Below are 18,343 nucleotides of genomic sequence, written 5' to 3' on the forward strand. Positions count from 1 at the left end.
TCGCCGGCCAGCCCCCCGGCCGGGGCGGCGGGTCGCTCGGGCTCGGGCGCGGGGCGCCTGGCCTCCTCGCCGCGCTCGTCCTGCGGCTGGGCGCCCCCGGCGGTGAGCCAGGAGCGGATCGCGACCCGGGCCGCCGGCGTGGTGGCGTGTTCCAGCCACTCGGGCGAGGGGCCGGAGCCCCCGTCGCCGGCGAGGAGCAGCTGAACGGTGTCCCCGTCGCGCAGCACGGTGCGCAGCGTCGCCAGCCGGCCGTTGACCCGGGCGCCCATACAGGAGTGGGCGGCCGCGCCGTGCCGGGCGTAGGCGGCGTCCACGCAGGTGGCGCCGACCGGCAGCTGGAGCGGGCCGTCCTCGGGTGAGCCGGCGAAGACGGTGATCTCGCGGTCCCTGGCCAGCTCGTCCCGCAGCTCGGTCCAGAAGGTGTCGGGGTCCGTGGCCTGCTCCTGCCACTTCAGCAGCCGGGAGAGCCAGCCGGGGCGGGTCGGGTCGGCGGCGCGCTCCGCCTCCTCGGCGCCCGGCTCGCCCTCGGCCGAGCGGTGCGGGTCGCCGAGCGCGATCACGCCGTTCTCCGCGACCCGGTGCATCGCGTGGGTGCGCACCAGCACCTCGGCGACATCGCCGTCGGGGGTGGAGAAGGCGGTGTGCAGCGACTGGTAGAGGTTGAACTTGGGGGCGGCGACGAAGTCCTTGAACTCCGAGACCACCGGGTTGAGGCAGGTGTGCAGCTCGCCCAGGACGGCGTAGCAGTCCGCGTTCTCCGCGACCAGGATCAGCAGGCGGCCGTAGTCCCAGGCGCCCAGCTCGCCGCGTTTGAGGCGGGCGCGGTGGACGGAGAACAGATGGCGTGGCCGGATCTGCACCTCGGCCGCGATGCCCGCCTCCCGCAGCACGGCGCGCACCAGCGAGGCGGCGTCCGCCAGCGGGTCGGGCCGCTCGCGGTGCGCCCGCACCAGCGCGTGGGCCGCGCGGTGCTCCTCGGGGTGGAGAACGGCGAAGACCAGGTCCTCCAGCTCGGTCTTGACCGTGTGCACGCCGAGCCGCTCGGCCAGCGGGATCAGCACGTCGCGGGTGACCCGCGCGATCCTGGCCTGCTTCTCGGGGCGCATGACGCCGAGGGTGCGCATGTTGTGGAGCCGGTCGGCCAGCTTGATCGACATCACGCGCACATCGCTGCCGGTGGCCACCAGCATCTTGCGGAACGTCTCGGACTCGGCGGCGGCGCCGTACTCGACCTTCTGCAACTTGGTGACGCCGTCCACCAGATGACCGACCTCGTCCCCGAAGTCGGCCCGCACCTGGTCGAGGGTGACGTCCGTGTCCTCCACGGTGTCGTGGAGGAGGGAGGCGGTCAACGTGGTGGTCTCGGCGCCGAGTTCGGCCAGGATCAGGGTGACGGCCAGCGGGTGGGTGATGTACGGCTCGCCGCTCTTGCGGGTCTGGCCCCGGTGGGCGGCCTCGGCCAGCCGGTAGGCGCGGTGCAGGTCGCCGAGGTCGGCGCCCGGGTGGTGCGAGCGGTGGGCCTTGGCGAGATGCTCGATGGCGTCGGGCAGCCGGTGCCGGTCGGAGCCGAAGACCGCCGCGCGGCCGAGCTGACGCAGCCTCACCCGGCGGTGGCCCCGGCGCGTGGGGACGGCGCCGCTCGGGGTGGACGCCTCTGCCGTCATCTGGGGGCACCTCCGCGGTCGGGTGGACCGGACCGCGTCTGTCGACCGGTGGTCCCCGTGATCGTCCGGTGGTCCCGTGATCAGGGATGGTCCCGCAGCGGCGCCGGTGCTTGATGCTACCGAGCCCACCACGTGGCACGTGCCACCGGCCGTCCCGATCGCCGGGGATCACCCATTCAGGTGACGTATGTTCTGAGGAAGGTGGCCGAAAGAAGCTGGTCCCCGGCCGAGGGATGACGTTTCGTCGGCTGACGCTCCGTCGGCGACCCGTCGGGCACGGTCTCAGCCGGCCGCCCGGAGCAGCCCGGGCACGAGGGTGCCCTCGGCGACGATCACGGCCGGGCCGGCCATGGTGACCGTGCCGTCGACCGCCTCGGTGATCTCCAGACGCCCGCCCGGCACGTCCACCGTGTAGCCGACGGGCCGGCCGTCCACCGCCGGATCGCGGCCGTCCCTGCGGGCGGCGGCCACCATCACGGCGCAGGCGCCGGTGCCGCAGGAGCGGGTCTCCCCCGAGCCGCGCTCGTGCACCCGCAGCGCCACATGGCGTTCGCCCCGGTCCACGACGAACTCGACGTTGGTGCCGTGCGGATAGGCGGCGGCCGGGGACACCTCGGGGGCGTCGAACAGGCGCCCGGCGTGGGCGAGATCCTCGACGAACGCGACGGCGTGCGGGTTGCCCATGTCCACGTGGTGGGCCGGCCAGTTCCGCTCGCCGACGGTGACCGTGACGGAGGGCGCCGCGCCCTCGGGCAGCCGGGCGCGGCCCATGGTCACAGTGATCGGGCCCGAGTCGGCGTCCCGTTCGTCGAACCGCGCCCGGCGCAGCCCGGCCCGGGTGGCGACGGTCACCTCGGACTCCTTGGCGAGGCCGGCGTGGCGCAGGTAGCGGGCGAAGACCCGCAGGCCGTTGCCGCACATCTCGGCGACGCTGCCGTCGGCGTTGCGGTAGTCCATGAACCACTCGGCGCGGTCGGCCAGTTCGACCGCCTCGGGGTGGGCGGCTGAGCGGACCACGCGGAGCACGCCGTCGGCGCCGAGGCCGGCGCGGCGGTCGCACAGGAGCGCCACCTCGGCGGCGGAGGGGTCGAGCCGCCCGTCGGGGTCGGGGATGATCACGAAGTCGTTCTCGGTGCCGTGTCCCTTGAGGAACGGCACGCTCTGCGCTGCGGTGCCCACCCGACGATGGTAGTGGGCCCGTCAGCGCAGTCCGGCCACCCGCCAGACGGCCAGCGCGAGGGCGGCCGACAGGGCCAGGGCGTAGAGCAGCAGCATCCGCCAGTCGGGGCGGCGGCCGGAGCCGCGCGGGGGGACGCCGGGCCAGGTGTAGCCGACGCGGCGGGCGGCCATCATGCCCCAGCCGGCGGCCGACGAGCCGATCAGCAGGCCCAGCATCGCGACCACGGAGCCGGCCTCGTCGAAGGCGAAGGCGAGGGGGAAGGCGAACATCAGCGAGCCCAGCAGGCTGAGCACCACGATGGGCGCGAACAGCGTCAGGCGCAGCCGGCGCGGGGGCCGGAGGTCAGCGTAGGACTCGGCCGTCCGGTCCGCCTCGTCCGCCGGGTCCAGCGGGTCGTCGTCGTGGGGCAGCGGCTCGCCGGCGAGCGGCGGACGGTCGGTCAGGTGCTCGTCGCCCGACAGCTCGCCGTGGTCGGGCGCGAGGCCGTCGGCGGGGCGCGGCGCGGGCGGCGCGGAATCGCTGGTTCTTTCGGTCGTTTCGCTGGTTTCGCGAGGGCTGGCCTCCATCGCCACGTGCCCTCCCAACTCCACGGTTCCCGGTCGTAGCATCGGGCTCGATGATGGCACGCCCAGCCCTCGCTCCCGGCCGCCGGGAGCGTCCCGATGCCATCACGTGATCAGGATGTGACCGCCCGTTCGACCAACTCCCAGGCCCGGTCCACGAGGGTCTCGGCGCCCTCCGCGCCGCCGTCGAGCCAGCGGACTCTGTGGTCCCTGCGGAACCAGCTCTCCTGCCTGCGGGCGAAGCGGCGGGTGGCCCTGATCGTCTCCTCGCGGGCGGCCCGTTCGTCGTACCGGCCGTCGAGCGCGGCGAGCACCTGTTGGTAGCCCAGCGCGCGGGAGGCGGTGCGGCCCTCGCGCAGGCCCTGGGCGTCGAGCCGGCGCACCTCGTCGACGAGTCCCGCGGCCCACATCCGCTCGACCCTGGCGGCGATCCTGGCGTCGAGTTCGGGCCGGGGGACGCCGACGCCGATGTGGAGGGCGGGGTAGAACGCGCGGTCCTCGTCCGGGTCGGGGAGCTGGGCGGTGAACGGGCGCCCGGTGATCTCGATGACCTCAAGCGCGCGGACCACGCGCCGCCCGTTGCTGGGCAGGATGGCCTCGGCGGCCTGCGGGTCCAGCTCCGCGAGCCGGGCGTGGAGGGCGCCGCTGCCGACCCGTTCCAGCTCCTCCTCCAGCTCGGCGCGCACCTTGGGGTCGGTGCCGGGGAACGTCAGGGTGTCCAGGGCGCCGCGCACATAGAGCCCCGAGCCGCCGACGACGACCGGCGGGCGGCCGCTCACCAGCAGTTCGTCGATCGCGGTGCGGGCCAGCCGCTGGTACTCGGCGACGCTCGCCGTGACCGAGACGTCCCAGATGTCGAGCAGGTGGTGGGGCACCCCGCCGCGTTCGGCGGGGCTGAGCTTGGCGGTGCCGATGTCCATGCCCCGGTAGAGCTGCATGGAGTCGGCGTTGATCACCTCGCCGCCGAGCCGTTGGGCGAGCGTGACGGCCAGGTCTGACTTGCCCGCCGCCGTCGGGCCGACGACGGCGATGACGCGGGGGGTGCGGTGGGTGACGTGCACCCGAACAGTCTCCCAGAGCCGGCGGGGTGGGCGGGCGGTCGACCGGTCAGGACCAGGTGGCGACGAGGTAGCCGACGCCGTAGGGCGCCTCGTCGTGCAGCAGTCGGCCGGCGAGGTCGGCGCCCTCGGCGGCGCCGGCGAGCAGCTGCCAGCCGGGGCGGCCGGCGACGTGCAGCTGGCGGGCCAGCACGGGGTCGAGATCGGCGAGGGCCCGGGGGTCGGCGCCGGAGAGGGCGTCGGCGACGGCGCGGTCGAACGGCGCGGCCCGGTCGTCGAAGGCGCCGGGCGCCTTCTCGGTGCGGCAGGCGCTGCCGTCGCCCAGCACCAGCAGCGCCAACCGGCCGTCCTCGGCGGCCAGTTCGCGGCCGGTGGCCAGGCAGTCGGCCGGCCCGTCCCGGTCGGAGAGGGCGAGCGCGGCGACCGGGGCGGCGCGCCAGCCGGTGCGTTCCAGCAGCCAGGCGCCGACGGTGAGCGAGGGCGGCAGGGGGCGCGCGCCGGGCTCCCCCGCGCCCCGCTCCCCCGCGCCCAGGGTCACGTCGAGCGCGACGCCGAAGCCGCGCAGCGAACCCGGGCTGCCGGCCGGGTAGGCGCCGCTCTCGGCCGGCTCGGCGGGGCCGACGACCAGCAGCCGGTCGGGGCGCGCGGCAGCGAGCACGGCGACGGCGTCGTAGCAGGCGGCCCGCGCCTGGTCCATCTCGGCGGCGGCGCCGGCGGCCACCTCGGGGACGAGCAGGGGCGGGCAGGGGCAGACTGCGGCGGCGACGAGCATGATCGAGAGCGTAGCCCGGCGGGCTCCCTCAGTGGTTGACGCCGCAGCCGCCGACCGGCTCGGTCGGCTGCGGCGGGACGCCCACCGTGGGCAGGCCGAGCAGCACGCCGCCCGAACCGGCCTGCTCCGGCTGGGCGTTGCGCCGTTCCCAGGCGTCGCCGGCGCGGCTGCGGCGGACGGCCCGCGGCGTGCCCTCGGCCAGCAGGTGGTGGGGCGCGGCGTAGGTGATCTCGACCGTGACCAGGTCGCCGGGCCTCACGGGCTGCTCGGGTCGGGTGAAGTGGACCAGCCGGTTGTCGGGCGCGCGGCCCGACAGGCGGCGGGTGGCGTCGTCCTTGCGGCCCTCGCCCTCGGCGACCAGGACCTCGACGGTGCGGCCGACCTGGCGCTTGTTCTCCGCCCAGGAGATCTCCTCCTGGAGGGCGACCAGCCGCTCGTAGCGCTCCTGGACGACCTCCTTGGGGATCTGCCCGGGCATCTCGGCGGCCGGGGTGCCGGGGCGCTTGGAGTACTGGAAGGTGAACGCCTGCGCGAAGCGCGCCTCGCGGACCACGTGCAGGGTGTCCTGGAAGTCCTCCTCGGTCTCGCCGGGGAAGCCCACGATGATGTCGGTGGTGATGGCCGCCTCGGGGATGGCCCGCCGGACGTTCTCGATGATGCCCAGGTAGCGGTCCTGCCGGTAGGAGCGGCGCATGGCCCTCAGCACCCGGGACGAGCCGGACTGGAGCGGCATGTGCAGCTGCGGCATCACGTTGGGGGTGGCCGCCATGGCCTCGATCACGTCGTCGGTGAAGTCCCTCGGGTGCGGGGAGGTGAACCGCACCCGCTCAAGACCCTCGACGGAGCCGCAGGCGCGCAGCAGCTTGGAGAACGCCTGCCGGTCGCCGATGTCCGAGCCGTAGGCGTTGACGTTCTGCCCGAGCAGGGTGACCTCGATGACGCCCTCGGCGACCAGCGCCTCGACCTCGGCGAGGATGTCGCCCGGGCGGCGGTCCTTCTCCTTGCCGCGCAGCGCGGGCACGATGCAGAAGGTGCAGGTGTTGTTGCAGCCGACGGAGATGGCGACCCACGCCGCGTAGGCGCTGTCCCTGCGGGTGGGCAGGGTCGAGGGGAACGCCTCGAGCGACTCGGCGATCTCGACCTGCGCCTCGCGCTCGATGCGGGCGCGCTCCAGCAGGACGGGCAGGCTGCCGACGTTGTGTGTGCCGAAGACCACGTCCACCCAGGGCGCGCGGCGGGTGATCGCGTCGCGGTCCTTCTGGGCGAGGCAGCCGCCGACCGCGATCTGCATCCCGGGACGGGCGGCCTTCCTGGGGGCGAGCTGGCCGAGGTTGCCGTAGAGGCGGTTGTCGGCGTTCTCCCTGACGGCGCAGGTGTTGAAGACGACGATGTCGGCGACCTCGTCGCGTTCGCCCGCCGGGACATAGCCGGCCTCCTCCAACAGCCCGGCCATGCGTTCCGAGTCGTGGACGTTCATCTGGCAGCCGAACGTCCGGACTTGGTAGGTACGCGCCTCGGGCCTGGCAGAAGGTGGCATGGGAAGGACTCAATCCGCATCGATCAGGAAGCAAGCTGGCCGGAGCCAAGTCTACGGTCCGCTGATAGTTTGCTCGGGTGGCTTCGGGAGCGCCGGAACGGTGGCGGATCGTGCCCCGCTCCACCCGGGGGCGGCGGCTGTTGGTCGCGGCGGCGGTGGTGTTCGCGGTGCTGGTGGTGGTGCTGGCCCGTCCGCTGGTGCGGGACGACGGGCGGCCCTCCGGCACGGTGACGATGAGCACCGGCGTCAGCAGCGGGGTGTACGCGCGCTACGGGCAGCTGCTGCGCGCCCAGTTGGCGGAGGACGCGCCCGAGTTGGACATGCGGCTGATGAAGAGCGCGGGTTCGGTGCAGAACATCGAGCGCGTACTCAGCGGGGAGGCGGACTTCACCATCGCCACGGCCGACTCGATCGCCGCCTACCAGGAGGCCGGCGGGGAGGGCGCCGAGCGGCTGCGGGCCTGCGCCCGGCTCTACGACGACTACATGCACCTGGTGGTGCCGGCGCGCTCCCCGGTGGAGCGGACCAGCGACCTGGCGGGGCTGCGGGTCGGGGTCGGGCAGGACCAGTCGGGCGTGCAGCTGGTGACCAGGGAGCTGCTGGCGGCGGCCGGGCTCGACATGGAACGCGACCTGACGGCGGTCCGGCTGGGCATCGACAGTATGCCGAGGATGCTGGAGGCCGGGCGGCTGGACGCGTTCTTCTGGTCGGGCGGGCTGCCGACCTCGGCGATCGAGCGGCTGGCGGAGTTCACCGAGATCCGGCTGGTGCCGCTGGACGACCTGCTGCCGGAGCTGACCGGGCGGGACGGCGGGGGCCACACGGCGTACTACCGGGCGGCGGTGATGCCGCCCGACGCCTATCCGCAGATCCCGGGCACCCAGGGCATCGACACCCTGGCGGTGGCGAACCTGCTGGTCACGACGGTGGAGGCGGACGACCGGCTGACCGAGGAGATCACCCGCTCGGTGATCAACGGGCGGGACCGGATCGGCGGCGAGGTGCACGCGGCGCAGCGCGTCGACCTGCGGACGGCCATCTACACCCAGCCGTTGGACCTCCATCGGGGCGCGCGGGACTACTACCGCTCGGTCAAGTCCTGAGGCGACGGCCCGGCGTCCTCGTCCGTCGTTCTTTCCGCAGATATTTCCGGGGAATCTCGTTTGATTCTGTTCTTACTGGTTCACCACTTACCGGGAACAGCGGAACAGAACGTTGAGGAGTCACCTTCATGCACGACGACCGGGACCTTGTCGAGCAGCGGTTGCGCCGGGTGCTCGACGAGCGGATCAGGCCGGCGGTGTACGGCGCGGCGGTGCCGCTGGGGCTGGAGCGGTGGGACGCGCCGGGCGAGCCCGTTCCGGTGGCCGAGGCCCTGGCCGCCGCGTACCGGCCGGCCGAGGTCGGGGAACGGTGGGGGCCGGCGTGGGGCACCAGTTGGTTCCGGCTGACGGGGCGGGTGCCGGCCGAGTGGGCCGGGCGCCGCGTCGAGGCCAGGATCGACCTGGGCTTCGACCGGCAGCTGCCGGGCTTCCAGTGCGAGGGGCTGGTCCACCGGCCGGACGGCACCGCCGTCAAGGGCGTGCACCCGCACAACGACTGGGTGCCGGTGGCCCGTTCGGCGAACGGCGGCGAGGAGGTCGAACTCCTGGTGGAGGCGGCGGCCAACCCGATCCTGGTGGAGCCGCGCCCGACCGAGCTGGGCGACCGGCTGACCGTCGGGGACGAGCCGCTCTACCGGCTGCTCAGGGCGGAGTTGGCGGTCTTCGAGGCCGAGGTCTGGGAGCTGGTGCGCGACCTTGAGGTCGTCGGCTCGCTGATGGTCGAGCTGTCCACGGACGACGCCCGCCGCTTCGCGCTGGTGCGGGCGGTCGAGGCGGCGCTCGACGCGGTTGACCTGGCGGATGTCGCGGGCAGCGCGCCGGCGGCGCGCGCCCAGCTCGCGGGCGTGCTCTCCGCGCCGGCGCACGCCTCCGCGCACCGGCTGAGCGCCGTCGGCCACGCGCACATCGACTCGGCCTGGCTGTGGCCGCTGCGCGAGACGGTGCGCAAGGTGTCCCGCACCACCGCCAACGTGGTGGCACTGCTGGAGGAGTCCGACGAGCTGGTCTTCGCGATGTCGCAGGCGCAACAGCTGGCCTGGGTCAAGGAGCACCGCCCCGAGCTGTTCGAGCGGGTGCGGCGCCGGATCGAGGAGGGCGGCTTCGTGCCGGTCGGCGGCATGTGGGTGGAGTCCGACACCAACATGGTCGGCGGCGAGGCGATGGCGCGGCAGTTCGTCCACGGAAAGCGCTTCTTCCTGGACGAGTTCGGCATCGAGACCGAGGAGGTGTGGCTGCCCGACTCGTTCGGCTACACCGCGGCGCTGCCGCAGCTGGTGAAGCTGTCGGGCTCGAAGTGGTTCCTCACCCAGAAGATCTCCTGGAGCCGGACCAACGCCTTCCCGCACCACACCTTCTGGTGGGAGGGCATCGACGGGACCCGGGTCTTCACGCACTTCCCGCCGGTCGACACCTACAACTCCGACCTCTCGGGCCGCGAGTTGGCGCACGCCGCGCGCAACTACCGGGAGAAGGGGCGGGGCAGCCGTTCGCTGGTGCCGTTCGGCTTCGGCGACGGCGGTGGCGGCCCCACCCGGGAGATGCTGGGCCGGGCGCGGCGGACGCGGGACCTGGAGGGTTCGCCCCGGGTCGAGATCGAGCCGCCGGCCGCGTTCTTCGCCAAGGCGCACGAGGAGTACCCGAACGCGCCGGTCTGGGTCGGCGAGCTGTATCTGGAGCTGCACCGGGGCACCTACACCTCGCAGGCCAAGACCAAGCAGGGCAACCGGCACAGCGAGTCGCTGCTGCGGGAGGCCGAGCTGTGGGCGACCACGGCGGCGCTGCGGGTGCCCGGATACGCCTACCCCTACGCGGAGTTGGACCGGATCTGGAAGACGGTGCTGCTGCACCAGTTCCACGACATCCTGCCCGGCTCCTCGATCGCCTGGGTGCACCGGGAGGCGAGGGAGACCTACGCCGCGCTGCGCGAGGAGCTGCTGACGCTGATCACCACCGCCCAGCGGGCGCTGGCCGGGGACGGCGAGGGCACGGTGGTGTTCAACGCGGCGCCGCACGAGCGCGGCGGGGTGCCGGGCGGCGGCGCGGGGCCGCGCCGGGCGGGCGAGGCGGCGCCGGTCGGCGTCGAGGAGCGGGCCGGCGGCGGCTTCGTGCTGGACAACGGGCTGCTGCGGGTCGAGGTGGACGGCCGGGGCCTGGTGGTCTCGGCGGTGGACCGGGCCAGCGGCCGGGAGGCGATCGCCCCGGGCGGCGCGGGCAACCTGCTCCAGCTGCACCCGGACTTCCCCAACGCGTGGGACGCCTGGGACCTGGACGAGTTCTACCGCAACCGGGTCACGGACCTGGTGGACGTCGAGTCGCTGGAGCTGGCCGAGGCCGGGGTCGCGCACGAGGGCGACGAGGGGGCGGCGACGGTGCGCGTCACCCGCGCGTTCGGCGCGTCCCGGGTGGTGCAGCTGATCGTTCTGCGCCCCGGCGCGCGGGCGGTGGAGTTCGACACCGCCATCGACTGGCGGGAGTCCGAGAAGGTGCTCAAGGCCGCCTTCCCACTGGATGTGAAGGCCGACCAGTCGGCCTCTGAGACCCAGTTCGGCCACGTCTTCCGGCCCACGCACACCAACACCTCGTGGGAGGCGGCCAAGTTCGAGATCTGCGCGCACCGCTGGGTGCACGTGGGCGAGCCGGGCTACGGGGTCGCCGTGGTCAACGACTCGACCTACGGCCACGATGTGACCAGGGACGTGCGCGCGGACGGCGGGCAGACCACCACGGTGCGGCTGTCGCTGCTGCGCGCCCCCCGTTACCCGGACCCCGAGACCGACCAGGGCGAACACCGGCTGCGCTTCGGTCTGGTGCCGGGCGCCGACATCGACGACGCGGTGCGCGAGGGGCACCGGATCAACCTGCCGGAGCGCGCGGTGCCGGGGAACGCCCAGGTGGCGCCGCTGGTGAGCGTGGTCGACGGCGAGGGGCGGGCCCCGGGCGGCGCGGCCAGCGTCGTGGTCTCGGCGGTGAAGCTGGCCGACGACGAGAGCGGCGACCTGGTGGTGCGGCTCTACGAGTCCGGCGGCCGGCGGGCCACCGGCGAGCTGTCCTTCGACCTCCCCGTGACGTCGGTCGCGATGACCGACCTGCTGGAGCGTCCGCTGGCGGACGAGCCGCCGCCCGAGGTGAACGACGGGCGCGTGGCCTTCGCACTGCGCCCCTTCCAGATCCTCACGCTCCGTCTGGCGCACCGGAGTTGAGCGCCTCGTAGGGGGCGGGGAACCTGGCGGGCTCCGGCGCGTGCCGGGGCACCGTCACGGTCACCCGCAGCCCCGTCGGCTCGTTGTGGGCGTAGGCGATCTTCGCCCCGCCGGCGGCCAACAGCGCGCCCACGATGGACAGGCCGAGCCCGGAGCCGGAGACGTTCTGGTGCCGGTGGCTGCGCCAGAAGCGGGAGCCGACCCGTTCCAGCTCGTCCTCGGCGACACCGGGCCCGTTGTCCGAGACCACCAGGGCGACGGTGTCCCGCTCCGGCGTGACGCCGACCTCCACCAGGCCGCCGGCCGGGGTGAACTTCAGCGCGTTGTCGATCACGGCGTCCAGCGCGCTGGAGAGCGCCACCGGGTCGGCCCAGCCGGTCACCGCGGCCTGGCCGGCCAGCCGCAGCTCGACGCCGCCCCGGTCGGCCACGGGCCGCCAGGCGCCGACCCGCTCGGCGACCAGGGCCGCGACGTCCACCACCCGGGGGTCGGCGGCGCTGTGCTCGGCCAGCGCCAGGTCCAGCAGCCCGTCCAGCACCTGCGCCAGCCGCTTGCCCTCGGCCCGCACCGAGGCGAACTCCTCGTTGCCCTCGGGCAGTTCGAGACCGAGCAGGTCGATGCGCAGCAGCAGCGCTGCCAGCGGGTTGCGCAGCTGGTGGGAGGCGTCGGCGACGAAGGCGCGCTGCTGCTCCAGCACCTCCTCCACATGGTCGGCCATCTCGTTGAAGGAGACCGCCAGCCGCCGCAGCTCCGGCGGCCCCCCGGCCGGCGCCACCCGGGCCGTCATCCGGCCGGTCGCGATGTGGTGGGTGGCCCGGTCCAGGACCCGCACCGGGCGCAGCACCCAGCGGGTGAGCTGGAACGCGGCCACCACCGCGAGCAGCAGCGCCGCCGCCTCGCCAAGGAGGATCGGCAGCCAGCTCGCGAGGATGCTGGAGCGCAGCGGCCCGGTCGGCGACTCGGTGACCACCACGGCGATCACGTCGCCGTCCCTGATCACCGGCGAGGCCACCACCAGCGTCCGGTCGGTGTCCCAGGGCCACACCTGCGCCGGGCCCTGGCTGCGGCGGCCGGCGAGCGCCTCGGCGAACTCCCGCCCCGTGACGCCGCCCGGCACCTGCCAGTCGGCCGGGGCCGCCGCCATCGCGCGGCCGTCCCGGTGGAAGACGCCGGCCCTGATCCCGTACACCTCGTGGTAGCGGCTCAGCTCCTCGGTGAGCGCGGCCAGCGGCTCGCGCGGGTCGTCGTCGGGCGAGCTGGCGGCGAACTGGGCGAGTGAGGCGAACCGCGCGGTGTCGTCGATGCGGTCCACCACCACCCGCTGCTGCTCACTCCTGGCCTGGCTGGTGGCCAGCGGGATGCCCAGGGCAAGCAGCACTCCCGTCAACAGAACGATCAACAGCGGAAGGAGTCGAGCACGCACAGAAGTTATCCCGTCCCGAACCGTAGGTCGCGCCGTCGCCGGGCCCGGCCGCTCACCGAGCGCGTCACAGGCCGGGCAGCGCCAGCCGGTAGCCGACGCCCCTGACCGTCTCCACCAGCTCGGGCCGGCGCAGCTTGGCCCGCAGGGAGGCGATGTGCACCTCCAGGGTGCGCCCCGTCCCCTCCCAGCTGGTCCGCCACACGTCGCTGATGATCTGTTCGCGCCGGAAGACCACCCCCGGACGCTGGGCCAGCAGCGCCAGCAGGTCGAACTCCTTGCGGGTCAGCACCACCCGTTCCCCGTCCACCTCGACCCTGCGGGTCGCCAGCTCCACCACCACGGGGCCCACGACGAGCACCTCGGGCGCCTCGTCCTCGGGGCCCGTCGGCTCCTCGCCGCCGGTCCGCCGGCTCACCGCGTGGATACGGGCCAACAGCTCCCCCGTGTCATAGGGCTTGACCACGTAGTCGTCGGCCCCGAGGTTGAGGCCGTGGATGCGGGAGCGGACGTCGGCCCTGGCGGTCACCATGATCACCGGGGTCGAGGTGAGGCGGCGGATGCGGCCGCAGACCTCGAAGCCGTCCACGTCGGGCAGGCCCAGGTCCAGCAGCACCACGCCGAAGCCGCCGCCCCGCAGCGCGGCGAGTGCCTCCTCGCCGGTGCGCACCCGCACCGGCGTGAAGCCGTGCCGGCCCAACACCGCCACCAGGGCGGCGGCGACGTGCTCGTCGTCCTCCACCAACAGCAGACGCACCCCGCACCTCCCCTGCTCTCGTTCCACTGCCGTCGGGCCGCCCCGTCTGGCACCCTGTAGCAGCGCTACGAGAACGATTGAAGCAGGAGTGGGGGCCGCGCGGACGTCACGGGAGGATTCCGTCACCGCTCGCCAACCACGAGCCACAGCCGGTTACTGCCCGTAGGAGGAAGCAACCGGATCGTTATGCTCAATTTCCGCTCAGATCTGCTGACGCTACGTTGTACAGCTGGCTAGGGTCCCTGCAACCGACGAGGATGGAGCAACTCCACGATGAGCGATGCGCCGCTGACCAAGGACCCCGCGGAGGCCGCGCCCCTGGCGGAGGACCTGGTCGTCCTGGACGGCGTGAACAAGCACTTCGGTGCGCTGCACGTGCTCCAGGACATCAACCTGACCATCAAGCGCGGTGAGGTCGTCGTCGTGATCGGCCCCTCGGGCTCCGGCAAGTCCACGCTCTGCCGGGCGATCAACCGGCTGGAGACCATCGACGGCGGCACCATCACCATCGACGAGAAGCCGCTGCCCGACGAGGGCAGGGAGCTGGCCCGGCTCCGCGCCGACGTCGGCATGGTGTTCCAGTCCTTCAACCTCTTCGCGCACAAGACCGTGCTCCAGAACGTGACCCTGGGGCCGATCAAGGTCCGGGGGGTCTCCAAGGCCGACGCCGAGACCAAGGCCAGAGCCCTGCTGGACCGGGTGGGCGTCGGCAACCAGGCCGACAAGTACCCGGCGCAGCTCTCCGGCGGCCAGCAGCAGCGGGTCGCGATCGCCCGCGCGCTGGCGATGGAGCCCAAGGTGATGCTCTTCGACGAGCCCACCTCGGCCCTGGACCCCGAGATGATCAACGAGGTCCTTGAGGTCATGCAGCAGCTGGCGCGGGAGGGGATGACGATGGTCGTCGTCACCCACGAGATGGGCTTCGCCCGCTCGGCGGCGAACCGGGTGGTCTTCATGGCCGACGGCCGGATCGTCGAGGAGGCCGAGCCGCACCAGTTCTTCGACAACCCGCGCAGCGACCGGGCCAAGGACTTCCTGTCGAAGATCCTCCAGCACTGACCCCGCGCCCCGGCGGCGTTCCGATGTCCGCCGTCACCGCCGCTGTTCGCCGTTATCCGTTGTTGTTCGTTGTTATCCGGTTTTCGCCCGACTCCAGATAGCCCAGGCACCTTCCCCGAAGCTAAGGACACACGCACCATGAGACTCCGCAAGGCCAGCGCCCTCGCCGCCAGCGTGCTCGCCCTCTCCCTCGCCGCGACCGCCTGTGGTGGCGGCGGGGACGACGACACCATCAGCATCGGCATCAAGTACGACCAGCCTGGCCTGGGTCTGAAGACCCCCGACGGCGACTACGTCGGCTTCGACGTGGACGTGGCCACCTTCATCGCGGGCGAGTTGGGGTACGAGCCCGACCAGATCGACTTCGTCGAGTCGCCCAGCGGCGACCGCGAGACGATGCTGGACCGCGGCGACGTCGACTTCATCGTGGCCAGCTACTCGATCACCGACGAGCGCAAGGAGCAGGTGGACTTCGCCGGCCCCTACTTCGTCGCGCACCAGGACCTGCTGATCCGCGACGGCGAGTCGGTGCCGAACGTGGAGGCCATCAACGACCTCACGCTCTGCTCCGTCGGCGGCTCCACCTCGGCGGCCAACGTTCAGGAGGAGTTCGCCCCGGACGCCCAGCTTGAGCAGCTGGGCACCTACTCCGAGTGCCTCACCGGCCTGGAGAACGGCACCGTCGACGCGCTGACCACGGACGACTCCATCCTGGCCGGCTATGCCGCGCAGGAGCAGAACCAGGGCAAGTTCGCCCTGGCCGGCCTGGAGTTGAGCGACGAGTACTACGGCGTGGGCGTGCCCAAGGGCGAGACCGAGCTGCGGGACGACATCAACGCGGCCATCGCCAAGATGGTCGAGGAGGGCGCCTGGCAGGACGCCGTGGAGGAGCACTTCGGCCCGGCCAACTACGACGCCGAGCCGGCCCCGGAGATCACCGAGACCGACTGAGTCCGCGAGTCCCCGCGTTATCCCGGTGGCGTGCCGTCGCTGCGGCGGCACGCCACGCCCCTTCCCATCCCCTAGGCGAGACTGGAAGATTCGTGTTCGATTTCCTCGATCTCGACCGGTACGACCTCTTCGGGGCGTTCTGGACCACGGTGCAGCTCACCGTCTACTCCGCGATCGGCTCGCTGATCTGGGGCACCGTGCTGGCCGCGATGCGGGTCAGCCCCGTGCCGATCATGCGGGCCTTCGGCACGGCCTATGTGAACCTGCTGCGGAACACCCCCCTCACGCTGGTCATCGTGGCCTGCTCCCAGGGCCTCTACTTCACGATGGGCCAGACGCTGGGCGGTGAGGGCACGGAGGGCATCGCGTTCCGGCTGGCCGTGCTCGGCTTCATCGTCTACACCTCCACCTTCGTCTGTGAGGCGCTGCGCTCCGGCATCAACACCGTGCCCGTGGGCCAGGCCGAGGCGGCCAGGGCGCTGGGGCTCAACTTCTCGCAGGTGCTGGGGCTGGTGGTGCTGCCGCAGGCGTTCCGCTCGGTGGTGCCGCCGCTGGCGAACGTGTTGATCGCCCTGACCAAGAACACCACCGTGGCCGCGACCATCGGCGTGGCCGAGGCGGCCCTGCTGATGCGCGACATGATCGAGCGGGAGGCCCAACTCATTCCGATCGCCGCCGTGTTCGCCTTTGGATTCATTGTCCTCACCCTGCCGACCGGGCTCTTCCTCGGCTGGGTGAGCAAGCGAGTGGCGGTGAAGCGATGAGCAAGGCAGCATCCGTTCTCTACGACGCGCCGGGGCCGCGCGCCAAGCGGCGCAACATCCTGATCTCCGTCGTCTTCGTGCTCGTGCTGGCCGGTATCGCCTACTGGATCCTGTCAGCGCTCAACGACAAGAACCAGCTAGACGCGGCGAAGTGGGACCCGTTCGTCACGGACTCCCGGGTGTGGACCACCTATCTGCTGCCCGGCCTCCAGGAGACCCTGACCGCCGCCGGGCTCTCCCTGGTGATCGCGCTGCCGCTGGGCGCGATCCTGGGCATCGGGCGGATGTCCGACCACTGGTGGATCAGGCGGCCCGCGGATGTGATCGTGGAGTTCTTCCGCGCCATCCCGGTGCTGATCCTGATGATCTTCGCCAACCAGGCATATGCGGAGTGGTCGAACATCGACCGCGAGATCCGGCCGATGTACGCGGTGATCACCGGCCTGGTGCTCTACAACGCGTCCGTGCTGGCCGAGATCGTGCGGGCCGGCGTCCTCTCGCTGCCGCGCGGCCAGACCGACGCCGCGCACGCCATCGGGATGCGCAAGGGCCAGACCATGGTCCATGTGCTGCTGCCGCAGGCGGTCACGGCGATGCTGCCGGCGATCGTCAGCCAGCTGGTGGTCATCGTCAAGGACACCGCGCTGGGCGGCGCCCTGCTCGGCTATGGCGAACTCATCAGCAACACCCGCCTGGTGGCCGGCAACTACAGCAACACCATCGCCGCCTACACCGTGGCCGCCGCGATCTTCATCGCGGTGAACTTCCTGCTCACCTACTTCGCCGGGTGGCTGGAGGCCCGCATCCGCCAGGGGCGGCGCGGCACGGGTGCCGTGCTGTCGCACGACCTGGCGGAGGAGACCCAGGCGGGCGGCGCGGGCATCCCGGCCCCGACGCTCGACAAGGGCGCGGGCCTCCCGGGCGGCGACGGCGGTCCCGCTGGCGACGGTCCCGCTGGTGGCGGGCCCGCTGGTGGCGGGCCCTCGAACGCTCCGGGCGGCGGTGGCGGTCCGGGCGGCGGTGGCCGCGACGGCGGTGCCTAGCCGGACGCACAACCGGCCCGGTTCGGGGCCGACTTGACGGTAGCGGCGGCGCTGGGTTCCATACGTGCTGTGCTGCCCGTGATCATCGTTGGCGCGGGCCCTACGGGGCTCGCGCTGGCGCTTGCCCTGGCCGGGCACGGTGTCCCGTCCGTCGTGCTGGACGGATCGGACGGCCCGCCGGCCGCGCGGCCGGCCCGGAGCCTGGTGCTGGCGCCCGATGTGGCGCGGTGGGCGGAGCTGCCGGGAGCACACCGGGAGAGCGCGGCCTGGACCGGGTGGCGAACGGTGCGCCGGGGGCGCACGGTCGACACGGACGCCTTCGGCCCGTCGGACGCGCCCCGGCACCTGCCGCAACACGTGCTGGAGGCGACGCTGCGGGACGCGGTCGCCCGACAGGAACTGGTGCGCCTGGCCAGGGGCCACCGGCTGACCGACTTCGAACAGCGCGACGGCGACGTGCTGGCGCACAGCGTGCTGCGCCCGACCGACGGGCGGCGCGAGGAGAACCGGCAGTGGCGCGGCGGCTATCTGGTCGGCTGCGACGGGGCCCGCTCCACGGTCCGCAAGCTGCTGGGGGTGCCGTTCCCCGGGCGCACGGCGGTGGAGCGCTACGCGGTCGCCGCGCTCCGGGCCGAGCTGCCCCGGCCCGATGAGGCCGCGCTCTACCGGGGCCTGACGGCGGGCGAGGTGACGGTGCGCCCGCTGAGCGGGGAACGCTGGCGGCTGGACTGGCCGTTGCCCCCGGACGAGGGGCTGGTGACCCCGGAGGCCCTGCTGGCGCGGGTCGAGAGCACGCTGGTCGACCTGGGCGAGGGCACGCCGCCGCCGTACCGACTGCTCGACACGGGCGTGCAGGTCTGCCACCAGCGCCTGGCCCGCAGCTGGCGCGTGGACCGGGTCTTTCTGGCCGGGGACGCGGCGCATCTGCTGGGCGCCCTGGGGACCCAGCAGGTGGCGGAGGGGCTGCGGGACGCGGAGAACCTGGCCTGGCGGCTGGCCGTCGCCACCCGACTCGGGCCGGGCGACGGGCTGTTGGACGGCTACCAGCGGGAACGTCGGGGCGCCGTCGGCAGGCGACTGCGCGCCGTTGACCAGGCCCTGCCGCTGGTGCGCGGCCGGGGCGGGCTCGGCGGCCGGCTCCCGGGGCGGGGCCGTGGGCGGCTGGCGCTGCTGAGCGACGGGCACCTGGGGCGAGGAACGCTGGGCGGGCCGCCCGACTACGGCGACGCCGCGCGGCGGGGCGCGGGGGACGTCGCGACGACGCCCCGGGTC

At 73.3% G+C, this 18,343-nt stretch carries 15 protein-coding genes; 7 read left to right on the top strand and 8 right to left on the bottom strand.

What is annotated here, in order from left to right; translation table 11 throughout:
• The 6 genes from EBN88_RS20225 to miaB form a co-directional block, all read right to left on the bottom strand.
• Positions 1-1,664, bottom strand: a 1,664-nt coding sequence (locus EBN88_RS20225; protein ID WP_147472778.1) for a RelA/SpoT family protein, incomplete at its 3' end; no start/stop codon positions are given.
• A gap of 282 nt (positions 1,665-1,946) precedes the next feature.
• Positions 1,947-2,843: a diaminopimelate epimerase gene (dapF, locus tag EBN88_RS20230; protein ID WP_122185326.1), complete on the bottom strand. Its 897-nt coding sequence runs from the start codon at positions 2,841-2,843 to the stop codon at positions 1,947-1,949.
• A gap of 21 nt (positions 2,844-2,864) precedes the next feature.
• Positions 2,865-3,452 carry a hypothetical protein gene (locus EBN88_RS20235; RefSeq protein WP_233580805.1) on the bottom strand — a complete coding sequence of 196 codons (588 nt, stop codon included), beginning with the start codon at positions 3,450-3,452 and terminating at the stop codon, positions 2,865-2,867.
• A gap of 68 nt (positions 3,453-3,520) precedes the next feature.
• Complete coding sequence (gene miaA, locus EBN88_RS20240; protein WP_122185327.1) at positions 3,521-4,468, bottom strand: tRNA (adenosine(37)-N6)-dimethylallyltransferase MiaA; 948 nt, start codon at positions 4,466-4,468, stop codon at positions 3,521-3,523.
• A gap of 46 nt (positions 4,469-4,514) precedes the next feature.
• Entirely contained in the window at positions 4,515-5,237 is a 723-nt protein-coding gene (locus EBN88_RS20245) for a class III extradiol dioxygenase subunit B-like domain-containing protein (RefSeq protein WP_122185328.1), read from the bottom strand.
• Positions 5,238-5,265: 28 nt separating this feature from the next.
• A complete protein-coding gene (miaB, locus tag EBN88_RS20250; protein ID WP_122185329.1) occupies positions 5,266-6,774 on the bottom strand; it encodes a tRNA (N6-isopentenyl adenosine(37)-C2)-methylthiotransferase MiaB in 1,509 nt (502 codons plus the stop codon).
• Positions 6,775-6,881: 107 nt separating this feature from the next.
• On the opposite strand from miaB, the gene EBN88_RS20255 reads away from it, so the two are divergent.
• Positions 6,882-7,877, top strand: a complete 996-nt coding sequence (locus tag EBN88_RS20255; RefSeq protein WP_122185339.1) for a TAXI family TRAP transporter solute-binding subunit — start codon at positions 6,882-6,884, stop codon at positions 7,875-7,877.
• A gap of 128 nt (positions 7,878-8,005) precedes the next feature.
• The gene (locus EBN88_RS20260) at positions 8,006-11,077 is read left to right on the top strand and encodes an alpha-mannosidase (protein ID WP_122185330.1); all 3,072 of its coding nucleotides are present in this window, start codon (positions 8,006-8,008) and stop codon (positions 11,075-11,077) included.
• Here EBN88_RS20260 and EBN88_RS20265 read toward each other — a convergent pair.
• Together EBN88_RS20265 and EBN88_RS20270 are read right to left on the bottom strand one after the other, a co-directional pair.
• The gene (locus tag EBN88_RS20265; protein WP_122185331.1) at positions 11,049-12,500 is read right to left on the bottom strand and encodes a sensor histidine kinase; all 1,452 of its coding nucleotides are present in this window, start codon (positions 12,498-12,500) and stop codon (positions 11,049-11,051) included. The genes EBN88_RS20260 and EBN88_RS20265 overlap by 29 nt on opposite strands.
• 64 nt (positions 12,501-12,564) lie before the next feature.
• A complete protein-coding gene (locus tag EBN88_RS20270; protein ID WP_122185332.1) occupies positions 12,565-13,254 on the bottom strand; it encodes a response regulator transcription factor in 690 nt (229 codons plus the stop codon).
• 273 nt (positions 13,255-13,527) lie between these two features.
• Between EBN88_RS20270 and EBN88_RS20275 the strand changes: the two genes are divergently transcribed.
• From EBN88_RS20275 to EBN88_RS20295, 5 genes are all read left to right on the top strand, one after another.
• Complete coding sequence (locus EBN88_RS20275; RefSeq protein WP_122185333.1) at positions 13,528-14,313, top strand: amino acid ABC transporter ATP-binding protein; 786 nt, start codon at positions 13,528-13,530, stop codon at positions 14,311-14,313.
• Positions 14,314-14,451: 138 nt separating this feature from the next.
• Positions 14,452-15,264: a glutamate ABC transporter substrate-binding protein gene (locus EBN88_RS20280; RefSeq protein WP_122185334.1), complete on the top strand. Its 813-nt coding sequence runs from the start codon at positions 14,452-14,454 to the stop codon at positions 15,262-15,264.
• 92 nt (positions 15,265-15,356) lie between these two features.
• Positions 15,357-16,028: an amino acid ABC transporter permease gene (locus EBN88_RS20285; RefSeq protein WP_122185335.1), complete on the top strand. Its 672-nt coding sequence runs from the start codon at positions 15,357-15,359 to the stop codon at positions 16,026-16,028.
• Positions 16,025-17,071 (top strand): amino acid ABC transporter permease, encoded by a 1,047-nt coding sequence (locus tag EBN88_RS20290; protein ID WP_122185336.1) that lies wholly within the window; start codon positions 16,025-16,027, stop codon positions 17,069-17,071. Before EBN88_RS20285 ends, EBN88_RS20290 begins: the two co-directional genes overlap by 4 nt.
• A gap of 69 nt (positions 17,072-17,140) precedes the next feature.
• Positions 17,141-18,343: FAD-dependent monooxygenase (locus EBN88_RS20295; RefSeq protein ID WP_122185337.1), on the top strand; the 1,203-nt coding region annotated here is incomplete at its 3' end.

The organism is Streptomyces triticirhizae (genome assembly GCF_003696235.1).
GTDB classification, from domain to species: Bacteria; Actinomycetota; Actinomycetes; order Streptomycetales; family Streptomycetaceae; genus Streptomyces; species Streptomyces triticirhizae.